Below are 20,246 nucleotides of genomic sequence, written 5' to 3'. Positions count from 1 at the left end.
TGACAAAATTGTGACCATGCAGCCGCTTAACCAATTGGGCTACACCCTACTCCACACTCTACGCGACCATCTTCGTCCTCTCATTGCCTATCACCTGCTCTTCACCCTATTAGCCTCTGCTCTTGTAGTGCCATTGATTGCGTGGATCTCTCGGGCCTTACTAGCGCAACTCAACCGAACAGTCGTCACCAATGATGCGCTGATTACACTGCTATTTAGTCCACTGGGCTTAGTTGCGTTGCTCGTGGGTCTTGGTTTTGCATTCTTACTGATTTATTGGCAACAAGCAGGCATGCTGCTGGTTGCCGTCAGACCTAAAGACAACCACTATCGACTCGCCTTTGAAGCACTGTGGTTAAGCACACGCCGCTTACCAGCACTGGCGGGCCTGGTCATTCTTCAGGTAGGAGCCCACTTGTTGCTTCTAGCCCCTTTTATGATGGGCTTAGCGTGGCTTTATGATGTGTGGTTAAGCGGTATAGATCCCTACTATTTACAACAAACCCGCCCAGCCTCGCTGTGGTATTTTATTGCTTGCGCACTGCCGTTACTGATTATCTGGCTTGGGCTTGCTGCGTGGCTCTACCTGCGTTGGTTACTAGCGCTACCGTTAGTAGCGTTGGACAACTGCTCCCCTTTCCAAGCACTTAAGCGTAGCGTGCGCTTAACTCGCGGCTGGCACCGTTCGATTGGTGTGGCGGTCTTGACAGTCCTGATCGTCATTATCAGTCTGCCGATTATCTCTACATGGCTATTTGATAGTGTCGTGACGCCTCTGTTATGGGGGCTACCCGAACATAATGCCGTGCTGATTCCAGCGATGTTGGCTTATTTAACCAGCTACGTACTGGTTACGTTAACCATTACATTTTTAGGTATTGCCACCAATGCCCTCCTATCAGCGTGCTTATACTTGCAACTGGCTTTTCGAGAGACACGCCCTTCGCCTCGGTCGGAACACGCCCATCCTGGTCGCCTTGCGTGGGCGATTGAACTAAGCGTACTGCTACTAGCGGGGCTACAAGCATGGTGGATACTCAACAGCTTTGAAATACGCGATAACGTAGCGATCATCGCCCACCGAGGAAGCTCGATGGTAGCGCCGGAGAATACCTTATCCGCGATAAAACAAGCGCTTGAAGACGGTGCCGATGCGGTAGAACTGGATGTTCGCCTGAGTGCTGACAACCAGGTGCTTCTTTACCATGATCGCAGCTTGGCCCGGCTAACAGGCGATCGGCGAGAATTTGATTCACTCACTAGAGCAGAGTTGAGCAAAGTTGATGTCGGCAGCTGGTTTGGCGATGCCTTTCAAGACGAAAGGATTGCTGGTTTGGATGATGCTTTGGCGCTAGTGCGAGGACGCGCAGGCTTAATGATTGACATGAAGCCCTCGCCTGGCGACGAAGAGAGACTCGCTCGCGCCGTATTAGCAACCCTTGAGGCAGAAAGTGACATTCGTTATCGCTGCTGGGCAACCCAGGATAACGCGCTCAATGCGAACGCGAACTGCGGGTTTCCAAATGTATTCCTGGAAATGCGCATGGCAACCATGTCGCCCAGTATGGTGACTTATTTAAAACAGCAAGCCCCCGAATTACGCATTACCTTACTCGCCCAACTGATCTTGGCTGGCACACTGGATCGACGCCAATTCGATGCTTTAGGCCTGCGTCATAACCGTATCACACCACAAGAAATTCGATTGGCGGCGCTTTATAACTACGAAATACATGCCTGGACAGTCAATGACCAAACGCGCATGTCGGCACTGATTGATCTTGGGGTTGATGCGATAATCACTGACTATCCAGACCGTTTGAGCGAGCTAATAGAAGACCGCCGTGCGCTGAGCGACGGCGGCCTAATGCTGGTAAAACTGCGCAATTGGCTACGCCAATAGCAAAGATCTCTTTATGATTCTTCGCCCGGCCAATGGCCGGGCGAAGATAAGCAACTCAACCCACTATGTCACTCACTGGTGTTGCGAGCCAGTCCTGCGAGCTGACAGTATTATTCGATGGTTTCACCCGCCAGCATAAACCAGGTTTCAAGCACCGCATCTGGGTTTAAGGAGACAGAATCAATTCCCTGTTCCATTAACCACTTGGCCAAATCAGGATGATCAGAAGGGCCTTGACCACAAATGCCAACATACTTGCCTTGTGCTTTGCAGGCTTTGATGGCCATTGCTAATAGCTTTTTCACCGCTGGATTTCGTTCATCAAACAGATGCGCAACGATACCCGAGTCACGATCAAGACCAAGCGTCAGCTGGGTCAAATCGTTGGAACCAATCGAGAAACCATCAAAGTACTCGAGGAACTCATCAGCCAGTAGTGCGTTAGCCGGTAACTCACACATCATGATAACTTTTAAGCCATCAGGATTAGACTCACCGCCCCGCGGCAAGCCATTAGCCGCTAACAACTCTACGACCTCGCGTGCTTCATCGGTTGTGCGAACAAAGGGCACCATGATTTCAACGTTATCAAAGCCCATTTCTTCACGAACCCGCTTCAGCGCTCGGCATTCCAGCTCAAAACAGGGCCTAAAGGCATCCGAGATATAACGCGAGGCCCCTCTGAAGCCAAGCATTGGGTTCTCTTCACCGGGCTCATAAAGCTTGCCACCAATGAGGTTTTCGTACTCATTTGATTTAAAATCAGAGAGCCTTACGATCACTCGCTGAGGATGGAAAGCAGCGGCCAGGGTTGAGATGCCTTCAACCAGCTTATCAACATAGAAACTAACAGGATCATCGTAACCGGCAGTACGCAAATCGATGACCTGCTGAAGATCAGCAGGCAGCGTGTCGTAATCCAACAGCGCTTTGGGGTGAACACCGATCATACGGTTAATGATGAATTCCAGCCTAGCAAGACCAACCCCAGCGTGGGGTAAACCAGCAAAGCCAAATGCACGGTCCGGGTTACCCACATTCATCATAATCTTGAAGGGAATCTCAGGCATCGCATCGACACTTGAAACCTTACAGTCAAATGCCAGAAGCCCTTCATATACGTGGCCCGTGTCACCTTCGGCACAGGACACCGTGACATCAATGCCCTCTTTAAGCTGAGTGGTCGCATCTCCGCAACCGACCACCGCTGGTATACCCAGTTCCCGGGCAATGATGGCCGCGTGACAGGTTCGTCCACCGCGATTAGTAACAATCGCTGATGCACGCTTCATGATCGGCTCCCAATCCGGGTCGGTCATGTCTGTCACCAGGATATCACCCTCTTGGACCTTGTCCATTTCTTCTGGGCTAAGCACTGTTTTTACCGTGCCACGCCCAATCCGCTGACCAATCGCCCGGCCTGTAATCAGCGTGCGTCCTTTTTCACGCAGGTGGAAGCGTTCTAACTTTCCTCCTTCCTGTTGTGAAACAACGGTTTCAGGACGCGCTTGAACGATGTAAAGCTGACCATCATCACCATCCAGTGCCCACTCGATATCCATCGGGCGCTGGTAATGTTTTTCAATGGTCATGGCTTGCCGTGCAAGATCCATGATCTGCTCATCGTTAATACAGAACCGCCCACGATCGTTCAGAGGCACATCAACAGTTTCAACCGATTTACCAGCGCTGGCATCTTGCCCATAGATCATTTTGATCAGTTTAGAGCCTAGCGTCCGGCGTAGCACTGCGGGACGGCCAGCCTCAAGCGTGGGCTTGTGCACATAAAATTCATCAGGATTGACAGCCCCCTGGACGACGGTTTCACCAAGCCCCCAGGAAGCAGTGACAAACACTGCGTCGCGGTATCCAGACTCGGTATCCAGCGTAAACATAACCCCGGAAGCACCTGTCTCAGAACGCACCATCTTCTGCACACCCGCAGACAGCGCCACATTCTCATGGGCATAGCCACGGTGAACGCGGTAAGAGATCGCGCGGTCGTTGAATAGCGATGCAAACACTTCGTGCACCGCCTGTTTAATATTGTCAAAACCTTCAATATTGAGGAACGTTTCCTGCTGACCAGCAAAAGACGCATCAGGCAGATCTTCTGCCGTGGCGGAGCTGCGTACGGCAACTTTCAAACTGGGATGCTTAGCCTGAAGCTGCTCATAGGCACCGCGTAAAGCATGTTCAAATGCAGGGGGAAGTGGCGTATCAATAATCCACTGGCGGATAGTCTTACCAGCCTCTGCCAACGCCTTAACGTCATCGACATCCAGGCGAGCAAGGGTGGCGTTGATGCGGTCATTTAACCCTTCGTGAGAGAGAAACTCACGATAGGCATGGGCCGTCGTGGCAAATCCACCCGGCACTGTCACGCCCACACCTGATAAGTTCGAGATCATTTCGCCAAGCGAAGCGTTTTTACCACCCACACGTTCGACGTCTGCCATACCTAGCTGATCGAACCATAGAATGTACTCTTCCACGCAACCCCCTCGCTTTTAGACTGCTTTGCGACCTGACAGGCCGACTCTAATTGACCATGTCACACTAGCATCGCCCCGCCGCATTCGCCATTGGTCTAATAGCGAACGGAGTGGAGGATTTTTACAACAAAGTGCAATAAAGGGCTTTTTATGTAGTCTTAATGAGGTAATTTTTATTAAATAAGCGTTAAAACGAACTGCAAAAAGCGAATGGCTTGGCAACGATTGTGCTAACCCACGCCCCACCCCACAATAGCAATTTTATTTATTGACGGATTTAGTGATGAAGCGAACAGCCTTTTTTATTTCTGATGGTACTGGCATTACGGCAGAAAGCCTTGGGCGTAGCCTGTTAGCTCAATTTAGTGATGTTGAAATTAACATGCTGACAAAGCCCTACATTGATACGCTGGAAAAGGCTCGAGCTTTAGCGGAGATAATCGACTCTACCGCCGCCCGTGACGGCCATCGGCCGATTATCATTGATACCATTGTGGATCAGGATATCCGTAACGTCATTCGACAGGCCTCAGGCTTCAAGGTGGATATCTTCTCTACCTTTTTAGAACCCCTAGAGCAAGAGTTAGAGACGCACTCCTCTTACAGCGTCGGCAGAACGCACTCGATTGGTAGCGATGATGTTTACATGGATCGCATCCATTCCGTCCATTTTGCGCTAGATAATGATGATGGCGCACGAACGCACCAATACGATAAAGCCGACATTATTCTGGTTGGCGTTTCACGTTGCGGCAAAACACCCACCTCACTTTATCTAGCGCTTCAATTTGGCATTCGAGCAGCTAACTACCCATTAACCGAAGATGACTTGGATGAAGATGGCAGTTTAAAACTACCCAAGGCACTCGCCCCTCATAGACACAAGCTGTTTGGTCTGACAATTGATGCTCGCAGACTAGCAGCAATACGCAACGAGCGCCGTCCCAACAGTCGCTACAGTTCAATGGATCAGTGTTTGCAAGAAGTTGAACAGGCTGAGTCGCTATATCGCTCGATGCACATCCCGTTTATCGATACGACACGCTTTTCAGTAGAAGAGATATCAACCCGAATGATTGCAGAGACAGGCCTAGCTAGGCGCTTCTCGCCCCGCTAGGCCAGAGCATTACATGCCCTTGGGAGCAAATATTCCAGGGGCATTACGCCAGTAGCCTTTGTAATCCATGCCAAAGCCGAACACGTAACGATCTGCAACCTCTAGGCTACAGTAATCGGCTTTTAAGCCAGGTACCGCTTTACGGTCATGCTGCTTATCCACCAGCACGGCCGTTGTAACGCTCGCCGCTTGGGCTTCCTCGCAGTAGGCAAGAATAGCGGCTAACGTAGAGCCCTCATCAAGAATGTCATCGACAATGACGACGTGGCGCCCTGCCATGGGAATTTCTGGAGAAACGCGCCAAAAAAGTTCGCCACCTCGCAACTCGTTACGATAACGGGTGGCATGCAGATAATCGACTTCTAGAGGGAAACCTAATCGGGTTAGCAGGTGCCCTGTTGTGATCAAGCCGCCATTCATAACGCAGTAAAAAACCGGTAACTTATCCCCTAGATCTTTACTAATTTCCTCAGCCATTCGATCCAGTGCACGCTCAACTTGTTGTTGAGAAATCAAGCAGTCAGCGTTATCCATCAACTCACGCATTGAGTCAAGCGACTCAAGCGCCTCTTTATCCAGTTTGGACATCGGGTTACTCCAAGAAGGGGTTAACTAGTCAGTGACTTAAAAACGAAAATAACTTAAGAAAAGATGGGGTTAATTCGCCAACGCTTCTAATTTGGCATGGGTACGACGCCAGCGGCCAAGTGCCGTTAGCGCATCCACGTCTGGACGGGCTCGTCCATAGCGTAGCTTGATTGGTCGTTTACTGTGTAATCCTTGGCATGCTTCAACAACGTCTAACGCTGCAGAGCGGTCATTACAGACCAATAGCATATCGCATCCTGCGGCAAGGGCAGCCCTGGCGCGCTCCTTCGGGTCACCCGCTTCATGAGCACCCGCCATACTTAAATCATCTGAAAAGATACAACCTTTAAACCCCAGGGACTCTCTTAACATTCCCAACCAACTAGGTGAGAAGCCAGCAGGACGTGAGTCAAACGCACTATAAATAACATGGGCAGGCATAACACCATCAAGCTGAGTAGCAAGCTGGCTAAACGGAACAAGATCGCGCTGTTTAATAAGCGCCAGCGGACGGTCATCCACAGGTAACGCCACATGGGAGTCAGCGGCAACGCCACCATGGCCAGGAAAATGCTTACCTACCGCCGCCATACCCGCTTCATGCAAACCGTTGATAAAACACTGACCCAGCGCAGCGACGTGTGCAGGGTCGGTGCTGAAGCTGCGATCACCGATAACACTAGAGATGCCACTTTCGACATCTAAAACAGGCGCAAAGCTGATATCCAGACCGCAAGCAGCCATTTCCATGCCCAGCAACCAACCCGCGTCTTTTGCTAGTGCAAGACCGGATGCCGAATCCTCAGCGAATTGATCACCAATGCGTGCCATGGCTGGCATGCGAGTAACGCCTTCTTTAATTCGCTGAACGCGACCGCCTTCTTGATCAATACCAAGTAACAGCTCGCCGCGAACACGACGAATATCACTGCAAAGCTTTCTAACCTGGTAAGCATTCTCGACATTTCTAGCGAATAAAATGACACCGCCCACAGCAGGGTCCATCAAAAGATGTTTTTCAGCTTTGGTTAATCGCGGCCCTTCAAGGTCAAGCATGACCGGGCCTAAAGATTGAGTCATTGTGATGGATCCAACAAAAGGGCCGTCAATTTTAGTTGATCAATCTCTCGTGTCAAAAAATCAATAATAAGCTGCCTACGCTTAGCCATTATGAAGCCAAACGGGTGTGCCCGGCGGCGCATGTTCAAAAAGATAAAGCAGATCATCATTGCGCAGCCGAATACACCCATGTGAAGCGGCCACGCCCATCGGTTGATCAGGTGGCGTGCCATGAAGATAGATAAAACGACGCTGAGTGTCGACATCCCCGCCTCGATTCACTCCTCTCTCTAAACCACAGAGCCACATAATGCGCGTTAAGATCCAATCACGATGAGGGAATTCCGCCGCAAGCGCCGACGTAAACACTTCCCCAGTCCACCGCCGCCCCCGAAAAACAGCATTATCAGCTAAACCGCCCCCTATCGATGCGCGGATATAATGCCATCCCAGGGGGGTTTGACCACTGCCTTCCTGCTGCCCTACGCCTTTTTCACCGGTGGACACAGCGCACGTGTACTGCAGCGTGCGCCCTTGCCACCAGCATAGCTGCTGGTGTTTGATATTGATGTCTATCCAACCACCATTCTGCGGGGGTAGTTCAGCTAGCGTGGGCGTTCGCATAATGTCCTTCATCAGCAGCAGGCGGTAGCGGAGCATTCATGGCAGCAACCACGACAGGGCGTAAACGTCTTACCAAATCCCTGACGGTTACTTGCTCATTATAGTCTTTCGCGGCAATGTCACGCAGCGCATCTAAACCCGACAGCGTAAAAATCACGGTGCCCAGCATGAAATGCAGTCGCCAAAAACGCTCAGCATCAGGTAAATCTGGCGTTGCCTGGCGCACCAACTCAGTAAAGCGGGTAAACACGTCTCCGTACTGCTGTTGGATATAACGGCGTAAATGCCCTTGTGCCTGGCTATACGCCAACCCTAGCAGACGCATAAACACCTTCAGGCTATTGCGCTCAGCTGGCACTGCCAGCACCGTGCTTGCCATTGTTTCCAACAGCACTTCAAGCGGAATCACATCACCGTTGTACTGCGCTTCCAGCTCATCAAGCGCCGTGTGAAAACGTTGTGAGAAGGGATCTAAATAGCGCGCAAATACCGCCTGGATAAGCGCCTTTTTAGAACCAAAGTGGTAATTGACGGCAGCCAAATTAACCCGCGCTTTACTGGTGATATTGCGTAGCGATGTTTCGGCAAAACCACGCTCGGCAAACAGCACCTCAGCGGTATCGAGGATACGTGTTACCGTATCAGATTGCGCCATAGCGCCCTCCAGAAAACGAGTGTTTAAAACATCGTTAAATACTATGCCATAACGCTATTTGGCTCAATCACTTATCTTTAGCTTTTTACCCAACGCTCAAATGCACCCTAGGCCCCTATTCAAACACCTGCCATCAGACGCTCCGTCGACAGAGCCCCTCACACTCGTCGTTCCTATCTGCATTCCTGACACCATTCGCATAATGACTGCCATGCCATAGCGAAACGCTCTAGCATGTACTGGACAGAGCAACATACTGTATACTTAACCACATACTGTTTAAGCCGACATGTAGCCACTGTCTTGTTCAATTTTTTGGAGTTTGTTATGTCGCGTCCTCTTACTGCTCGTCAACAGCATGTTTTTGATTTTATTGTTAAAACGATGTCTGAATTTGGCTATCCGCCGACCCGCGCAGAAATTGCCAAAGCGCTAGGCTTTCGTTCTCCTAACGCTGCTGAAGAGCATTTACGAGCGCTTGAGCGCAAAGGTGCCATCCGCATTATCCGTAACACCTCGCGGGGGATTCGACTGCCTAATCAGGAACCACAGGATATCGGTGATGTCTCGGCAACAGCGCCTGCCGCCAACGTAGAACCACTACCGAATGGCTTACCAGTCATTGGCGAAGTGGCCGCAGGAAGCCCGATTCTAGCAGCGGAACACATTGATCGTTATTGCCCACTCCCCGCTGAATACTTTACCCCCAAAGCGGATTACCTTCTTCGGGTGCGAGGCTTGTCAATGAAGGATGTTGGCATACTGGAAGGCGACCTTCTTGCCGTGCATCGCACCGACCGGGTTCGTGATGGCCAAATCGTGGTGGCAAGGTTAGAAGATGAAGTCACTGTAAAACGCTTTAAACGACAGGGCCATACGGTGACGCTGATTGCTGAAAACAGCGACTTTGCGCCCATAGAAATTGACCTGCGTACGCAGCAGTTGGATATCGAAGGGGTGGGAGTTGGTGTCATACGTGGCGGTAACGGCCAAGCACTGGGATAAGCGAGTAAGTGTAAATGCCGGTGAGGCACTCGATAGAGATACTCACCGGCTATCGCAATGTTACTGAGAGTCTATATAGCGACGATCATTAAACGTAGCTACCCAACTCGGGTGATACACCAATAAAATACTGAGTAACATCCCTGTGATAAAAGCCTCGGAGGGCATTAACAGGGGTAAGAAGCGCGCATACTCTTGGGCTAAGTACACAGCTTCAGAGTCAGTACCCGCCACCATGATTAGCAAGACCACCGACAACCCTCCTGCCAGTGTTGCCAGCGCTGCGCCAAAAAAGCCGCATACGAATAAAAAGATCATCAAGTTATCCGGCAGGCGCCGGTCTACCCATCGCCATACCAGACCGGTAATGACCGCAGGTACAATGCCGGTTACCAACACATTAGCGCCTAGTAACGCCCATTCGTTACGGCCAATGGCTGACATCGCAACATTAATCAGCACATTGCTGATTAATGCGAGAGGCATTTTGAATACCAACGTCATTAAGACGGTGAAGACTAAGTGCAGGGTTAACCAATCGACTGCCTGAGCACGCAGTTGCCACATCAACACCACAGCGAGCGTCGCGGCTAACCACCGATGCTGAAGAGCCACATCGCCTATCAGCACTCGCCAAGGGCGCAGCCATATCATCCACGCAAGTACGCTCAACGATACCAACCACGTCAGCAACAATGCCCAGGGAGCTAAAACACTTTGCGCGAAAGACATGGATGCCCCTATCTACCCGTCAGCTAACGACAAGCCAGCTGTAAACTCGAATTGACTAAAAACGCTGCGTATCTAAACAACATGATCAGCTGAACACCACGGTCTTATTGCCATGGATTAATACCCGGTCTTCTAAATGCCATCGTAAACCACGCGCCAATACCGCTTTTTCGACATCGCGCCCAAAGCGCACGAGATCCGTTGGCGTATGGCAATGACTTACCCGATGAATATCTTGTTCAATAATCGGCCCAGCATCCAGTTCTTCAGTGACATAGTGACAGGTAGCTCCGATTAGCTTAACGCCACGCTGGTAAGCTTGATGGTAGGGCTTAGCACCGGCAAAAGAGGGTAAGAAACTGTGGTGGATGTTAATCACCCGTCCCGCGTAACGCGAGCAGAGCGAAGGTGGCAAAATTTGCATGTAACGTGCCAGCACAACGCAGTCAGCCCTTGCGCTATCAATCTGCGCTTGCACCTGCTCGAAAGCAGCCTGCTTGTTATCAGGATCTACGGGCACATGATGGTAAGGAATGCCATACCACTCAGTGAGTGATCGCATATCCTCATGATTTGAAATAACCCCGACAATATCGCAATCAAGCTCCCCAGCCTGCCAACGATAAAGCAGATCAACCAGGCAGTGAGACTCCCGCGACACCATCAACACCACACGCCTACGCTTTTGAGTATCGACGAGCGACCACTGCATATTGAAGGCTTTAGCCACCGGCTCAAACGCACTACGTAACGCCTCCGCCGACATACCCAACGAATCTGCCAAAATTTCGTATCGCATGAAGAATCGGCCGGTCTCAAGATCAGAGTGCTGACTTGCTTCAGTGATAGAACCACCTTGTTGAGCAATAAAGCTTGAGACACGCGCCACAATGCCCACTTGATCAGGGCAAGAAACCACCAAACGGTAATAATGAGACATAAATAAACACTCTTGACATATTTTAACGGCACGTTCGACAAGCACCTACCAGCGGTAGGGAAGCGGTATATAGGCGAAATAGTGTACCTTATGCTTATCAAGGAAGCACCGCAGCCAAATGCCACGATGATTGTTACCCGCCCCTGCCTTCCCGTATAGTTAAGGTCTTACTTTTTAGGCTTTTCATTACTGATGCACCCACCACGCGTTCAACTTCGTCCCCGCCGTCGCCCTCCCCTGCGCCTACTGCCGCTAGGTGGGTGTGGTGAAATTGGAATGAACCTTACGTTGTATGGATACGATGATGAGTGGATCGCCGTCGACTGCGGCATGATGATTCGCCAAGATCTACCCAATTCCCCGCTGCAGGTGCCCAATACAGATACATTAGCAGCACTCAACATTACCCCAAAGGCACTCTACATTACCCATGGCCATGAAGATCATATTGGCGCCGTGGCGTGGCTCTGGCCCAGGTGGAATTGCCCTATTTTTGCAACGCCGTTAGCGGCGGGATTGCTGCGCCATAAGTTTGCAGAACATCAGCTTAGTAGCGCCGCTATAAACGTTGTGGAACCAGGTGATGCAATGGAGCTCGGCCCCTTCACGCTGCGTTACCTTCACGTTACCCATTCGATTCCAGAAAGCTGCTCAATCCTAATGCAGGCAGGCGACTATCGCGTGCTACACACCGGGGACTGGAAACTAGACCCTACCCCATTAATTGGTTCGCCCATTAACGCTGCTCAATTTCGTGCGCTCGCGCCTATCGATCTCGTCGTAGGCGACTCCACTAACGCCCCGATGCCCGGCCATTCGGGCAGTGAAGGAGATGTTGCTAAAGCACTCGCTCACACCTTAAAACAGTGCACAGGACGCGTGGTGGTATCTTGCTTTGCCAGCAACCTTGCCCGCGTATTAGCGATTGGAATTGCCGCCCAACAGTGCGGCCGACGCGTCAGCTTGATGGGCCGTTCAATGGAACGCATGGTGAGTGTCGCGAAGGGCCTAGGGTATCTAGACGACTTTCCACCGCTAGTACCACCCCATGATTTAGGCTACCTGCCGCCAGAAGAGGTGGTGATTATTGCGACGGGCAGCCAAGGTGAACCACGTGCAGCACTGCAACGCTTAGCACAGCGGAGGCACCCGTTTGTGGATCTTGAGCCAGGCGATAGCATCATTTTTTCTGCCAAAGCCATACCAGGCAACGAGCGCCCTATTGAACAACTGAAAAAACGCCTAGCGCAGCTTGGGGTGTCAATTTTCGATGAGATGAACCACCCAGAATTACACGCGACTGGGCATCCTGCCGAAGATGAGCTGAGAAAACTGTATCAATGGGTTCGGCCAAAAACATTGCTGCCGGTGCATGGGGAGGCGCGCCATCAGGCTGCCCATCAAGAAATTGCCACCAGCCTCGGCATTAATGCCCCGCTCGCACCGGTAAACGGCGACATGTTGATGTTCGACAATCTAGGCTTACGCTGCGAAGCACGCTATCCCCAGCCGCCCTGCATCGTTAATCAGAACAGCGTCGTGCCTCATCCAGGGCTCGATACCGGCTCTCACTCATCGCGGCGCGGCAGTTTGTTCTTAGCGCTTCCCGTTACGGCTACCGACACTGGCTGGTGCCGCATTGGTCGTTTGATGCTGGATGCCAGCGGTACCAGCCCACTCGATGAAGATAGTTTCAGCGAATGGCTAGATGATCAGTTATTAGAAATAGCAGCAGAGACATTGGCCGATTTGCGTCAAGCACTGCAACCGAGGCTAATTCATTGGCTCGCTAATCACCTTCAGCATATGCCAGACGTACATTTACAAATAATGGCAACCGAAACGCCCTCTTCAGAAGCCATTAGCGATAGTTAAAGCCATTGGCGATATTGATGCTGTTGGCAATATCGTCTACCAGCGTTCTGCAGCTTGCTGATCAGTATGCCGCTCTTTTACCCAGTAAGCCCCCTGGCGGGAGTGCTCTTTCTTCCAAAACGGCGCCTGGGTTTTTAAAAAGTCCATAATAAAGTCGCAGGCTTGGAAAGCATCGCGGCGATGAGCACTGGCCACCAGAACGCGCACAATAGGGTCTCCCGGCGTCAAATCACCAATGCGGTGGATAATCCGTACGGCCTGTAGCGCCCAGCGTTGACCTGCCTGCTCACCAATCTGCGTTAATGTGCGCTCGGTCATCCCTGGGTAGTGCTCAAGAGTCAGCCCAATAACATCAGGGGATTCATTAAAGTCACGCACAAATCCCGTGAAGGTGACAATAGCGCCGATATCGGTGCGCTTGCGCAGCGCACTTTCATAGCCATCATCCATTTTAAACGCTGCTTCTTGAACCCTGACAGCAATATCCAATTCAGTCTCTGTAATATCAGCCATCTGATTACCCACCCGTCACTGGAGGAAAGAAGGCCACTTCATCCTCATCGGTAAGGCGCGCACTATCGTTGGCCATCACTTGATTGATAGCACACAACGTGCGCTGCTCTGACAACACATTAAAGCGTGCATCCATAGTGCTTAACGCCGCTTTCAACCCCGCCACATCTCGGCTTGGCAGTTGATCAAGCCCAATGGCAAGGTCACTCTCTTCCACCCGCTCACGCAGCTCAGCAAGAAACTTAACCCGAACGCAAGGGGATGCACATCGCTCGCCTAAGCGAACCTCTCCCGCAACGCCACCGCCAGTCACAATTGGTTCTGGCACACCTCGTTGATAGTCGCCACGAATACCGCCCCGCTTACTTTCCAATTGAATGGCGTCAATGCGCATCTCTTTATCCACCGCTTTACACATATCGTAAAGCGTCAGACAAGCCACTGACACGGCTGTCAGAGCTTCCATTTCTACCCCGGTCTGTCCGTTAAGGCGGCAAAGCGCGGAGACTTCAACACAGCCGTTAGCGTGATCAATATCGAAATCTACAGAGACTTTTGAAAGCGCTAATGAATGGCACAACGGGATCAACTCATGCGTGCGCTTTGCTGCCTGAATACCCGCAATGCGCGCGGTCGCCAGTACATCGCCTTTAGGCAACTCGCCATCACTCAACAGCTGCAACGTTTTAGGCTGCATAACGATACGCCCAGACGCTACCGCCTCGCGGCGAGTCTCTCGCTTATCTCCGACATCGACCATGTTGGCTTCGCCGTGTTTATTGAGGTGAGTTAGCTGCATATCGTTACCTTTTTAATCAAGCCACGGTGTTATAAAAATACTGATTTGGGAGCTGCTAATTTAGTTAGCCACAGCATTGGGTTGAGCATTCATCCACTCGATTACCCACTCAGTGATCGCTTCAATATTATTCAGGTCCAGCCGCTTAGCTGTTGGGCGAATTGATGGAGGCAGCGAACCACTTGACGCTACCGCCTGTACCCAGTCACCACTGACAATGGAAACATCGCCAATTCCTGCACGGTACAGGACTAGCTTAGGAATTGGCCACGCCTTAAAGCCTTCCACAATGACCAAATCTGGCGCCTGGGTAATCATCAGTGACAAGAGATAGCCAAGATCCGGTTCTTCTTGGCCAGGTGTCTCTTGCATCATGGCAAAACGCTCTCGGGATGCAATCAGCATAGGCGCAGCGCCAGCCTGACGAAGTTTATAGCTATCTTTTCCTGGCTGATCGACATCAAAGCTATGGTGAGCATGCTTTATCACCCCCACCCTAAGCCCCTTTTCGCGCAGGCGAGGCAAAAGCTGCGCTAACAGAGTCGTCTTACCAGTCCCACTCCACGCGGCAATGCCGAGTACAGGAAATGGACTATCAATTGCCTCTTCCATTAACAACTCCCAATGACCAACCGGTGGCTATGATTGAGTGACTATTCGCCCTCTTTTTCAGCGGGTAACAGCCAGTTTAGCGCAATGCCAACTAACGCGGCTAAGCTCACGCCCTGGAGAGTGAACTGACCACCTCCAAACTGCATTCCACCTATCCCAAATACTAAAATTAACGAAACCACCACGAGATTACGCGCCGCAGTTAATGACTGGCCTGCACGCACCAAGGTATTCATACCAACCACTGCGATCGAACCAAACAGCAGCGTCATAATACCGCCCATTACAGGGCCTGGAATAGTTTGCAGTAACGCACCCAACTTGCCTACAAAGGCCAGTACAATCGCAATCACCGCGGCGATGATCATGTACATGGGGTTGAATGCCTTAGTCAGCGTCACTGCCCCCGTTACTTCTGAGTAGGTTGTATTGGGAGGACCACCAAACAGCGCAGCCGCCATTGTCGCCAGCCCATCGCCTAACAAGGTGCGATGAAGACCAGGCTTCTCTAGATAGTTTTTGCGTGTCACTGAGCCTATCGCCACCATATCGCCGATATGTTCCACCGCAGGAGCAATCGCGACAGGAATCATGAACAAAATAGCCGCCCAGTGAAAACTCGGCGCGGTAAAGTTTGGCAATGATAGCCAAGCAGCATCACGTACCGCAGTGAAATCGACAACGCCCATAACAAGCGCCAAACCATACCCCACCGCGATACCACCCATTATCGGCACCAAGCGAAGAATTCCACGCCCGAAGACAGCTAATATCAGCGTTACCAGCAAACTGGCCATGGAAAGGAAAATCGCTTGACCATAGCCAATGTTATCGCTTGTCTCCCCTGTTGCCATACTGACAGCGACTGGCGCCAATGCTAAACCAATCACCATAATAACTGGTCCGACCACGACAGGCGGTAACAGCCTGTGCAGCCAAGCAGTGCCTTTAACACGTACTACTTGAGAAATGGCAACGTACACCACCCCTGCTGCCATTAAGCCACCCAGCGTGGCTGACACGCCAAAGCTTGCTATCGAGCCTTGAATGGGAGCAATGAACGCAAATGATGACGCCAAGAATACCGGCACCGTCTGCTTGGTAATTCCGTGGAACACCAGCGTACCAATACCCGCGGTAAATAGTGCGACACTGGGATCTAGGCCAGTCAGCAGTGGAACCAATACCAGTGCACCAAAGGCTACGAATAGCATTTGCGCACCTGTCAGCAGCATTTTGGGCCAAGACTCATGACTTGCTGAATGTCTCATCTAAACGTTTCCAATGTTTTCGTTGTCGGTGGTAAGCCAAAAAAATGCCCCCAACGCGAAGCGTAAGGGGCATTGTTAGTCGGAGTGCTTAGCGCGTTCCGAAGATTTTATCGCCTGCATCTCCCAAACCAGGCACGATGTAACCGTGCTCATCTAGCCGGTCATCAACGGATGCGGTGTAAATCTCAACATCTGGGTACGCGTCCTGAACACGCTTAATGCCCTCAGGGGCAGCTACCAGCACGATGACTTTCATATGCTCACAACCACGCTCACGCAACATATCTAACGTCGCAACCATTGAGCCACCAGTCGCAAGCATCGGGTCGATGACAAGTGCCATGCGCTCTTCAATATCATTAGCGAACTTAGCGAAATAAGGCACCGGCTGAAGAGTCTCTTCATCCCGATAAAGACCCACCACGCTGACACGTGCGCTAGGAATTAGGTCAGTGACGCCCTCCAGCATACCTAAACCGGCTCGCAGAATTGGCACAACCGTTACTTTTTTCCCTTTTAAACGACGCGTCGCAATAGGCTCGTTGTTCCAGCCTTGAATCTCATGATCCTCGAGCTCTAGCCCCTTTGTTGCTTCATAGGTCAGCAGCTTAGCCACTTCGCCTGCTAGCTCCCGGAAGCTTTTGGTGCTCAAATCGGCTTCGCGCAGCAGTCCCAGCTTATGTTGAACAAGCGGATGATTAATGGCGTAAACACTCATGGGACTTCCTCACTGCATGGGATTCAGGATGGCGACCTAGGTCGCATCGACAAGCTTACAAAATTGCGCGCCATTCTACCCGCAACTGACCACTAGGTTAAGGGGTTTCCGGCAATTGCCACTCAATCGATGAACGCCCATGCTCTGCTAAAAACTGATTGGCACGGGAAAAGTGGTGATTGCCAAAAAAGCCTCGATGCGCTGAGAGTGGCGAAGGATGCGGGGATTCCAACACCAAGTGGCGCGACTGATCAATCAGGACTTTCTTCTGGCGCGCATGGCTGCCCCACAACAAGAAAACGCACGGTTCAGCATACCGACTGACGGTTTCAATCGCGCAGTCGGTGAAGTGTTCCCACCCCTTGCCACGATGAGAAGCGGCATTACCCTGCTCAACCGTTAATGCAGTGTTAAGCAGCAGCACACCCTGGGTTGCCCAAGACTCCAAAAAGCCGTGTCGCACGGGCGTAAACCCCACATCAGCAGCTAATTCTTTATAAATATTGACTAAAGAGGGAGGCACTTGGATACCCGGCTGCACCGAAAAGCACAATCCATGAGCTTGGTTGGGGCCGTGATAAGGGTCTTGCCCTAGAATAACGACTTTCACAGAGGCTAAAGGTGTCAGCTCAAAAGCGCGAAACCAATGCGATGAGTGCGGGTAGATAACTTTTTTGGCTGATTTTTCTTGGGCCAAAAATGCTTTCAGGGCTGACATATAGTCAGCCTGAAATTCTTGCCCAAGCCATTGATTCCAATCGTCGGGTAGCGGGTTAGCCATATTACTTCTTCAGTTGATCCGCCAGCGGCTCAACATAAGCAATGCCCATATCCCAAGGGAACTGGATCCAACACTGCTGAGCCACTTCGGTAAGGTATTGGTCAACCAGAGGGCGCCCTTCTGGTTTGGCATACATTGTCACGAAATGCGCCTTAGGCAGCATTTCACGAACGGCACGGGCGGTTTTACCGGTATCTACCAGATCATCAACCAACAGCCAACCATCACCATCATGGTCAACGCCCTTCATGATGTCTAAACCGCCTTGATCCATATGATCATAGCTTTTGATACAAACGGTATCGATCAAGCGAATATTAAGTTCACGGGCGATAAGCGCCGCAGGTATTAATCCACCACGGGTAATCGCGACGATACCTTTGAAATCTCGTTCAATTAGCTGATGACAAAGTTGACGCACGTCGCGGTGCAGTTGATCCCAGGAAATGGTGAAGTGCTGATGATAGCGTTCGCTGCTCATAAGAGGCGTTACTCGTCTTCGGTGAATGAACATACCGCGAATACGCTATAGCCAGCGTCGCGAATTTTCTGGGAACCGCCCAGCTCAGGCAGATCAATAATAGTTGCGGTTTCCACCACGTGCCCACCAGAGCGTTGAATTAGATTCGCTGCTGCAAGCATAGTACCGCCAGTGGCAATCAAATCATCCATCAGCAGGATACGGTCATTTTTCTGGAAAGCATCGGCATGAAGCTCAACTTCAGAGTGGCCGTACTCAAGCGTGTAAGTCTCACTGATCGTCTTGAAAGGCAGCTTGCCCTTCTTGCGAACGGGCACAAAGCTGCAGCCTAACTCGTAGGCCAAGGGCGCACCAATGATGAAGCCACGGGCATCAATCGCCGCGATGGCATCTAAGTTCATTTCCTGGTAGCGATGCACAAAGCTATCAATCAGCTTGCGAAAGGCAGCACTATTTTGCAGGAGCGGTGTGATATCACGAAAATTTACGCCCTGCTCTGGCCAGTCAGGAACCGTGCGAATAACGGACTTAATGTAGTCGCCGTAGATGCTCATCGCGTCTCTCATTGATTAAAGATAAAGCGGGTAATTAACCCAGGAAAAGAAATTTTGCTGCAAACAGTAGCGCCAGCGTTATGACGGCGGGGTTCAAATCGCTGAACCGTCCCGAAAGCGCTTTAATCGCAACATAGCTAATAAAGCCAAGCGCAATTCCCTCAGCAATTGAGAACGTCAGCGGCATAGCCAGGGCAGCGATCAGTACCGGCGCAGCGTCGGTTGGGTCTTCCCAGTTTGCGTGGGCTAAGCTACCCGCCATCAAAACGGCCACGTAAAGCAGCGCCCCTGCTGTCGCATAGGCCGGAATAGAACCTGCTAACGGCGCAAAGAAAAGGCTAATTAAAAACAGCACACCAACCACAACCGCCGTTAACCCCGTACGACCACCGGAAGCGATACCCGCAGTTGATTCAATATAGCTAGTCGTTGTCGAAGTACCCAATGCAGCACCCGCCATAGACGCGGTACTGTCGGCCATCATAGCGCGACCAATGCGCGGCAGCTTGCCATTTTCATCCAGCAGTTTGCCGCGGTGAGCCACCCCTACCAACGTGCCTGACGTATCAAACAGATCCACAAACAAGAAGGCAAAAATGACGCTTAGCATCGCCACATCCAGTGCGCCCATTAGATCCATTGCCATAAAGGTAGGCGCAATCGAAGGCGGCATCGACATAATACCGCCATACTGGTTATGTCCGAACAGCGTCGCAAGGATCGTGATGCCCAAAATACCGATCATTACCGCACCGGTCACGCGCAGGTAGGAAAGCGCCGTAATAACGAAAAAGCCCAACAAGGCATAAAGTGCGGGTGGCTGGGACAAATCACCCAGCGCCACATAGGTGGCTGGATTAGCGACCACAATACCGGCATTTTTAAGTGCAATCATCGCTAGGAACAAGCCAATACCCGCAGCAATCCCCAAACGCAATGAGAGTGGAATAGAATTAATGATCCACTCGCGGATCTTAAAAATACTTAGCAGGAAGAACGTCAGGCCGGAGAAGAAGACAGCCCCCAATGCCGCCTCCCAGGTATAGCCCATTCCCAGTACCACACCGTAGGTGAAAAAAGCATTCAGCCCCATACCAGGTGCTTGCGCGATCGGATAGTTTGCCCAAAGCCCCATAACAAAACAGCCGATGGCAGCAGCGACACAGGTAGCCACAAATACCGCGCCGTAATCCATCCCCGCTTCCGAGAGAATGCTCGGGTTGACGAAAATGATATAAGCCATCGTGAGGAACGTGGTGAACCCTGCGATCAACTCGGTCTTTACATTGGTCTTCTGCTCGGTGAGCTTGAAGTAATTGTCCAGAAGTTTCATGTCGTTTTTATCCTTCGCGCTTACGCTAAATGCGTCCCTTGATGCGAGAAAAGCCGCACATACTACCTAAAGGCTCTACGCGTTGCGAGCGCCTCGTGTGCCGCTAGTGTTGGTGGGAACTCCCCCACCTATCTATTATGAATAGCAAACTTCAGGCCATGAGCTAACCGATTGGTCAACGGTAAGACAAA

The 20,246-nt window shown here is 51.2% G+C and carries 20 protein-coding genes; 4 read left to right on the top strand and 16 right to left on the bottom strand.

Annotation, left to right across the window (positions count from 1 at the left end):
• Nucleotides 1–16 precede the first annotated feature (16 nt).
• Nucleotides 17–1,903, top strand: a complete 1,887-nt coding sequence (locus tag CEK60_RS05695) for a glycerophosphodiester phosphodiesterase family protein (protein WP_089038206.1) — start codon at nt 17–19, stop codon at nt 1,901–1,903.
• A 110-nt stretch (nt 1,904–2,013) separates the two neighbouring features.
• Here the strand turns inward: CEK60_RS05695 and ppsA are convergent, their stop codons facing one another.
• On the bottom strand, nt 2,014–4,398 hold the full coding sequence (gene ppsA / locus CEK60_RS05690; protein ID WP_089038205.1) for a phosphoenolpyruvate synthase: 2,385 nt from the start codon (nt 4,396–4,398) through the stop codon (nt 2,014–2,016).
• A gap of 283 nt (nt 4,399–4,681) precedes the next feature.
• On the opposite strand from ppsA, the gene ppsR reads away from it, so the two are divergent.
• The gene (gene ppsR / locus CEK60_RS05685; protein WP_089038204.1) at nt 4,682–5,515 is read left to right on the top strand and encodes a posphoenolpyruvate synthetase regulatory kinase/phosphorylase PpsR; all 834 of its coding nucleotides are present in this window, start codon (nt 4,682–4,684) and stop codon (nt 5,513–5,515) included.
• Nucleotides 5,516–5,524: 9 nt separating this feature from the next.
• Here the strand turns inward: ppsR and CEK60_RS05680 are convergent, their stop codons facing one another.
• The 4 genes from CEK60_RS05680 to CEK60_RS05665 form a co-directional block, all read right to left on the bottom strand.
• Nucleotides 5,525–6,103 (bottom strand): hypoxanthine-guanine phosphoribosyltransferase, encoded by a 579-nt coding sequence (locus CEK60_RS05680; RefSeq protein ID WP_089038203.1) that lies wholly within the window; start codon nt 6,101–6,103, stop codon nt 5,525–5,527.
• Between the two features lie 69 nt (nt 6,104–6,172).
• Complete coding sequence (gene nagZ, locus CEK60_RS05675; RefSeq protein WP_089038202.1) at nt 6,173–7,183, bottom strand: beta-N-acetylhexosaminidase; 1,011 nt, start codon at nt 7,181–7,183, stop codon at nt 6,173–6,175.
• An 81-nt stretch (nt 7,184–7,264) separates the two neighbouring features.
• Nucleotides 7,265–7,786 (bottom strand): L,D-transpeptidase, encoded by a 522-nt coding sequence (locus tag CEK60_RS05670; RefSeq protein WP_089038201.1) that lies wholly within the window; start codon nt 7,784–7,786, stop codon nt 7,265–7,267.
• On the bottom strand, nt 7,764–8,441 hold the full coding sequence (locus CEK60_RS05665) for a TetR/AcrR family transcriptional regulator (protein WP_038483793.1): 678 nt from the start codon (nt 8,439–8,441) through the stop codon (nt 7,764–7,766). The genes CEK60_RS05670 and CEK60_RS05665 overlap by 23 nt, the downstream gene beginning before the upstream one ends.
• A 327-nt stretch (nt 8,442–8,768) precedes the next feature.
• Between CEK60_RS05665 and lexA the strand changes: the two genes are divergently transcribed.
• Nucleotides 8,769–9,446, top strand: a complete 678-nt coding sequence (gene lexA, locus CEK60_RS05660) for a transcriptional repressor LexA (RefSeq protein ID WP_089038200.1) — start codon at nt 8,769–8,771, stop codon at nt 9,444–9,446.
• Nucleotides 9,447–9,506: 60 nt separating this feature from the next.
• Here the strand turns inward: lexA and CEK60_RS05655 are convergent, their stop codons facing one another.
• On the bottom strand, nt 9,507–10,178 hold the full coding sequence (locus CEK60_RS05655) for an energy-coupling factor ABC transporter permease (protein WP_089038199.1): 672 nt from the start codon (nt 10,176–10,178) through the stop codon (nt 9,507–9,509).
• A gap of 85 nt (nt 10,179–10,263) precedes the next feature.
• Nucleotides 10,264–11,118, bottom strand: coding sequence for a formyltetrahydrofolate deformylase (purU, locus tag CEK60_RS05650; protein WP_089038198.1), 855 nt, complete (start codon nt 11,116–11,118; stop codon nt 10,264–10,266).
• Between the two features lie 276 nt (nt 11,119–11,394).
• Here purU and CEK60_RS05645 point away from each other — a divergent pair, with 276 nt between their 5' ends.
• Entirely contained in the window at nt 11,395–12,993 is a 1,599-nt protein-coding gene (locus CEK60_RS05645; RefSeq protein WP_089038197.1) for a ribonuclease J, read from the top strand.
• Between the two features lie 36 nt (nt 12,994–13,029).
• On the opposite strand, the gene moaE is transcribed toward CEK60_RS05645, so the two are convergent.
• The 9 genes from moaE to CEK60_RS05600 all read right to left on the bottom strand — a co-directional run bounded on the left by moaE (nt 13,030) and on the right by CEK60_RS05600 (nt 20,055).
• A complete protein-coding gene (gene moaE / locus CEK60_RS05640) occupies nt 13,030–13,506 on the bottom strand; it encodes a molybdopterin synthase catalytic subunit MoaE (RefSeq protein ID WP_089038196.1) in 477 nt (158 codons plus the stop codon).
• Between the two features lie 4 nt (nt 13,507–13,510).
• Nucleotides 13,511–14,305: a cyclic pyranopterin monophosphate synthase MoaC gene (moaC, locus tag CEK60_RS05635; protein WP_089038195.1), complete on the bottom strand. Its 795-nt coding sequence runs from the start codon at nt 14,303–14,305 to the stop codon at nt 13,511–13,513.
• 60 nt (nt 14,306–14,365) lie between these two features.
• Nucleotides 14,366–14,917: a molybdopterin-guanine dinucleotide biosynthesis protein B gene (gene mobB, locus CEK60_RS05630; protein WP_038483776.1), complete on the bottom strand. Its 552-nt coding sequence runs from the start codon at nt 14,915–14,917 to the stop codon at nt 14,366–14,368.
• 41 nt (nt 14,918–14,958) lie between these two features.
• Nucleotides 14,959–16,188, bottom strand: coding sequence for a uracil-xanthine permease family protein (locus tag CEK60_RS05625; RefSeq protein ID WP_089038194.1), 1,230 nt, complete (start codon nt 16,186–16,188; stop codon nt 14,959–14,961).
• An 88-nt stretch (nt 16,189–16,276) separates the two neighbouring features.
• Nucleotides 16,277–16,906 (bottom strand): uracil phosphoribosyltransferase, encoded by a 630-nt coding sequence (gene upp, locus CEK60_RS05620; RefSeq protein WP_038483772.1) that lies wholly within the window; start codon nt 16,904–16,906, stop codon nt 16,277–16,279.
• Between the two features lie 97 nt (nt 16,907–17,003).
• Complete coding sequence (ung, locus tag CEK60_RS05615; protein WP_089038193.1) at nt 17,004–17,687, bottom strand: uracil-DNA glycosylase; 684 nt, start codon at nt 17,685–17,687, stop codon at nt 17,004–17,006.
• Between the two features lies 1 nt (nt 17,688).
• Nucleotides 17,689–18,168, bottom strand: coding sequence for a xanthine phosphoribosyltransferase (gpt, locus tag CEK60_RS05610; protein WP_009723428.1), 480 nt, complete (start codon nt 18,166–18,168; stop codon nt 17,689–17,691).
• 8 nt (nt 18,169–18,176) lie between these two features.
• The gene (locus tag CEK60_RS05605; RefSeq protein ID WP_089038192.1) at nt 18,177–18,722 is read right to left on the bottom strand and encodes an adenine phosphoribosyltransferase; all 546 of its coding nucleotides are present in this window, start codon (nt 18,720–18,722) and stop codon (nt 18,177–18,179) included.
• 34 nt (nt 18,723–18,756) lie between these two features.
• Complete coding sequence (locus CEK60_RS05600) at nt 18,757–20,055, bottom strand: NCS2 family permease (RefSeq protein ID WP_089038191.1); 1,299 nt, start codon at nt 20,053–20,055, stop codon at nt 18,757–18,759.
• Between the last annotated feature and the right edge of the window lie 191 nt (nt 20,056–20,246).

Source organism: Halomonas sp. N3-2A (assembly GCF_002216165.1).
Lineage (GTDB): Bacteria > Pseudomonadota > Gammaproteobacteria > Pseudomonadales > Halomonadaceae > Vreelandella.
Note: the sequence above shows the minus strand (reverse complement) of the source record. Positions and strands in the feature narration are given on the sequence as shown.

Coding starts and splice junctions, on each gene's coding strand:
- CEK60_RS05680 (WP_089038203.1), bottom strand. CDS start 6,103: ATGTCCAAACTGGATAAAGAGGCGCTTGAGTCGCTTGACTCAATGCGT.
- moaC (WP_089038195.1), bottom strand. CDS start 14,305: ATGCAGCTAACTCACCTCAATAAACACGGCGAAGCCAACATGGTCGAT.
- gpt (WP_009723428.1), bottom strand. CDS start 18,168: ATGAGCAGCGAACGCTATCATCAGCACTTCACCATTTCCTGGGATCAA.
- CEK60_RS05670 (WP_089038201.1), bottom strand. CDS start 7,786: ATGCGAACGCCCACGCTAGCTGAACTACCCCCGCAGAATGGTGGTTGG.
- nagZ (WP_089038202.1), bottom strand. CDS start 7,183: ATGACTCAATCTTTAGGCCCGGTCATGCTTGACCTTGAAGGGCCGCGA.
- CEK60_RS05695 (WP_089038206.1), top strand. CDS start 17: ATGCAGCCGCTTAACCAATTGGGCTACACCCTACTCCACACTCTACGC.
- lexA (WP_089038200.1), top strand. CDS start 8,769: ATGTCGCGTCCTCTTACTGCTCGTCAACAGCATGTTTTTGATTTTATT.
- CEK60_RS05600 (WP_089038191.1), bottom strand. CDS start 20,055: ATGAAACTTCTGGACAATTACTTCAAGCTCACCGAGCAGAAGACCAAT.
- CEK60_RS05655 (WP_089038199.1), bottom strand. CDS start 10,178: ATGTCTTTCGCGCAAAGTGTTTTAGCTCCCTGGGCATTGTTGCTGACG.
- moaE (WP_089038196.1), bottom strand. CDS start 13,506: ATGGCTGATATTACAGAGACTGAATTGGATATTGCTGTCAGGGTTCAA.
- CEK60_RS05605 (WP_089038192.1), bottom strand. CDS start 18,722: ATGAGCATCTACGGCGACTACATTAAGTCCGTTATTCGCACGGTTCCT.
- CEK60_RS05665 (WP_038483793.1), bottom strand. CDS start 8,441: ATGGCGCAATCTGATACGGTAACACGTATCCTCGATACCGCTGAGGTG.
- ppsR (WP_089038204.1), top strand. CDS start 4,682: ATGAAGCGAACAGCCTTTTTTATTTCTGATGGTACTGGCATTACGGCA.
- ung (WP_089038193.1), bottom strand. CDS start 17,687: ATGGCTAACCCGCTACCCGACGATTGGAATCAATGGCTTGGGCAAGAA.
- mobB (WP_038483776.1), bottom strand. CDS start 14,917: ATGGAAGAGGCAATTGATAGTCCATTTCCTGTACTCGGCATTGCCGCG.
- CEK60_RS05645 (WP_089038197.1), top strand. CDS start 11,395: ATGAACCTTACGTTGTATGGATACGATGATGAGTGGATCGCCGTCGAC.
- upp (WP_038483772.1), bottom strand. CDS start 16,906: ATGAGTGTTTACGCCATTAATCATCCGCTTGTTCAACATAAGCTGGGA.
- purU (WP_089038198.1), bottom strand. CDS start 11,118: ATGTCTCATTATTACCGTTTGGTGGTTTCTTGCCCTGATCAAGTGGGC.
- CEK60_RS05625 (WP_089038194.1), bottom strand. CDS start 16,188: ATGAGACATTCAGCAAGTCATGAGTCTTGGCCCAAAATGCTGCTGACA.